Source organism: Bradyrhizobium sp. UFLA06-24, from assembly GCF_054967145.1.
This window is the reverse complement of sequence record NZ_JADFUE010000157.1, coordinates 1-3,223: the sequence shown is the minus strand read 5'-3', so window position 1 is coordinate 3,223 and position 3,223 is coordinate 1. Positions and strand designations below refer to the sequence as shown.

At 58.6% G+C, this 3,223-nt stretch carries 2 protein-coding genes and 1 pseudogene; 2 read left to right on the top strand and 1 reads right to left on the bottom strand.

Features of this window, described 5'->3' with window-relative positions; all coding sequences use genetic code 11:
• The coding region (locus tag IF809_RS38220) for a hypothetical protein (protein WP_462840048.1) at nucleotides 1-224 on the bottom strand (224 nt) is incomplete at its 3' end.
• Between the two features lie 1,709 nt (nucleotides 225-1,933).
• Here IF809_RS38220 and IF809_RS38215 point away from each other — a divergent pair.
• Together IF809_RS38215 and IF809_RS38210 are read left to right on the top strand one after the other, a co-directional pair.
• Nucleotides 1,934-2,116, top strand: coding sequence for a hypothetical protein (locus tag IF809_RS38215; RefSeq protein WP_453996307.1), 183 nt, complete (start codon nucleotides 1,934-1,936; stop codon nucleotides 2,114-2,116).
• A gap of 723 nt (nucleotides 2,117-2,839) precedes the next feature.
• Nucleotides 2,840-2,941: pseudogene (locus IF809_RS38210) on the top strand (helix-turn-helix domain-containing protein); the annotation flags it as partial.
• Nucleotides 2,942-3,223: the final 282 nt, after the last annotated feature.

Below are 3,223 nucleotides of genomic sequence, written 5' to 3'. Positions count from 1 at the left end.
GAGAAGCCATGCAGGCCGAACAGCTTGTTGCCGTCCACCGTGAACGTCGTCCCGTCATACATCGAGAAGCGCACGTAGTAGTCCAGCGAGGCGCCTGCGCTGTCGGGCGCAACTCCACTCGCCGGCAATGTCAGCGGCGCAGCCAGCGGCGGTCCGGAATGGACGCCGTCGCTGAACCCGGAGATGTTCTTGATGCGGTTCCAGGAGGCAAGTGAATCGGACATGCAATATCTCCGAAGCCTGACGATGAACAGCGAGCCTTCTTCTTAAGCTTAGTCTGACGGTGCTCTAGAAGACACGTTCGCCCACTGCGCCAAGTGCAGCAAAAAATCACTTTTCAGAAAACGCGGGTAATCAAAGCTTTTCACGCCACCTCTGTCAAGGAGGCGCTCTGGTGCTAGCATAAGATTCGGCTCCAATTCGCCGACCACGTCTGCAACATGGAGCGAGAACCGATCTAGTTTGCGGACCGACAGCATTCGCAGCAGCGTTATGTGAAGCAATTCACAAATCCCACCAGCATTCATAGCCGCACAAGCTCGCGGGTCGGCCCGGCATCGCAGCCCGCGCCATCAGCAGACCTCACAATGCTCGGCTGGGTCGGCGATCGTGCGGGGCACCGCCGCAAAGGCCACTAGTGTTTGTTTGATGTGAGTAGAACGCCGCAAAATCGGCCACGCTGTAGGCTCCGGCATACTCCGTCCCGGGTGTCACGACATGCGCCGTCTCCGGAACCTTCTGGTGCACGCTCGCCAGTAGGTCCGAGTAGGTGCTGAGCTGCAGGACATGTTGCCCTTAGTCTCGCGGGGTGAACTTTTTGTGGGTGACCTCGTACGACGAAGCGCACGAACCGCTCGGTGTCTCAAGCCGCCGCAGCACGGCGGCGCGACCACTCCAATTCCCATCCTGCAAGGCCGCCTGGGCGATCACCGCATCGTCATGCGCCCTCGCCTCCGGCGTTTGGGCAACCCAGGCGTCAGCGACGCCAACACCGGCAATGACGGCGACGGAGCTCCCCTGCTACCGAGATGATCGACAAAATCCTTCTCATGGGTTTTGCCGCGCTTCACCATCGCATCGAGAGTGGGGTCATCGCGGAGCCTTGGCTTAGCCAACTCACCGTCGCGGCCTGCTCAAGCACTTCGCAATCGCAGCCTCGTAGTAACCGAGTTCACCCGCAAGTGTGGCAGCGGTCTCACGAACGTCGTGGGGCGCAATCGCTTAAGGCCGAGCAGTTCGGACACACCGGGCGCCTTAGTCTTGGTCTTGGTCTTAGTCTTAGTCTTGCTCTTGCAGGTCTCGTGCTTGGTGCCGCGCAGTGCGGCGCTCATCGCGGTACGGTAGAGCGGCTGTCCCGGATAGACCGGACTTTCGAAGACGAAGCCTTGCGAGTGGCCTGCCAGTGCTTGTCACCCTACATGACTTGCGTCGAACAGCAGCGACTTTGGCCGGGGATCTTGGCTTTGATGACGCCTGGATCGCGAAATGTCTCGACCAGGCGGGCGCCAAGGCGGCCGAGGTAATTGTGCCGACGGTCACCGGTAAATTCTTCAACTCCTGAAGGAAAAGCGCGCGGTGCTGGATGGCGGCCGAGTTGCGGCGGATCATCGGGACGGCGGCGGCTAGCAAGTTGCGGCTGGTGGCGTGAGACCCTTCGTCGGTCCAGGTTTAGGACAGCATCGCTTTCGGTATTCGTCCGGATTATCGGCGCTTCCGAAAGCGCTAAGCTGGCCCCTGCCGGGGCTGGATATTTCCTATCCCCAACAAGCATTTCAACCGGCAAGGGGTCGCTGCGAGGCGGCCCCTTTCGGTTCGATGCCTCGGGGCGCCGAATCCGGTATTCTTGCGGGTGGGCACAAAGCAAAAAGAGATGTAATTTTTCAACCATTAGAGACAACGTTGAGCCGACTAGTCTTGCGTAGGCATTGCAGCCATGACCGCTCTCTGGAAAGAGCAGCTTCAAGAGATCATTGAACTATCTCGAAAGCGCATCGAGCGATTGGAGGCCGACACGCCCCCGGATGCGCGATCCTTGGACTCTGAAGCGAACCGTCTAATCGAGACGGAAGAGAAGAAGATATCTCGGCTGCAACGAACGATTGCTGCTCTGATCTAGCGCTCTGCAAGCCCTAGGTGGAATTCAGGTGTGGCACCCAGCCGCAAGCCAGCGTTTGGGTGGTGATGGTCGTCCTGGCAGTGTTGCGCCCTTATTGGGAAAGAGAAGCATCGCCACTAGCATAGCCACCCCACGGCCAAACGATCTGCATGAAAAGGTTCATTTGCCAGCAGAACATTGCTCATTTTCAGAAGCTTCTGAGCGGCGCCCATACTCCAGCCCTGCAGAAGACACTGGAAAGCTTTCTAGCAAACGCAAAGCGTGAACTGGCGCTGCTGGATGCGCGACAAAGAGCGCGAAGCTTCCGGTCTACACCGCTGAACAGACATGTCGCGGCGCCGCTCTAACGGCAGCAAAAGGCCAGAAGCTGCCCTAGATTGAAGTCAGCGCGACGCAGCGCGGTGCAGTCGGTATGAGTATAGATGCAAGATGAAATGCGCCAGCTGGTCATAATGCCTGAAACCATAAAACCCAACCAATGGTGGCCAGCTCCAAGGCATCGAGAGCCAGGCCGTGCCGGGAGCTTGCGTTCCCTGAAAATCAACTGGTGCCGACGCTCGCACCCCTCATCAGCGTCGGCCCAGGTACACGCTGCCACAGTTGACACAGTATCCAGATCAGGCGCCAAGAGAGCGAGCAGCAGCAAGTGACGCTTCTGCGCCGCCAACCTCGAATCTGCAGCACGTCGAAGATCGTTTGCTCCTACTCGGCCGAAAAACCGCGATGGAGCGCGTCGCCGCCTTTCTTCGCGATATGACTGATCGTTCGATGAAAGCTGGCGTCTTGCAGTTGCCAATGTCACGTCGCGACATCGCTATCTACTTAGGACTAACATTAGAGCGTGTCCCGCGCGATGTCCCAACTCCATGGGGACGGCGTGATAGGCTTCCCGACCAATACGCAGCGCGATCTCGTGGTGCTCGACCACGACCGCCTGATGGCCTTCGATACGCCGTATTGACCCTCTTGCCGCACACGATAAAGACAAAAAAAGCCCCGGCGAGCCGGGGCTTTCAGACCGCTGACAAAACCCGTCGATTTTTCGGCGGGTTTTTTGTTTGGAGAAGGCTTGAGGCCGGTTTAGGCCGGAGCATGCCGAGGGGTGAG

Coding starts and splice junctions, on each gene's coding strand:
- IF809_RS38215 (WP_453996307.1), top strand. CDS start 1,934: ATGACCGCTCTCTGGAAAGAGCAGCTTCAAGAGATCATTGAACTATCT.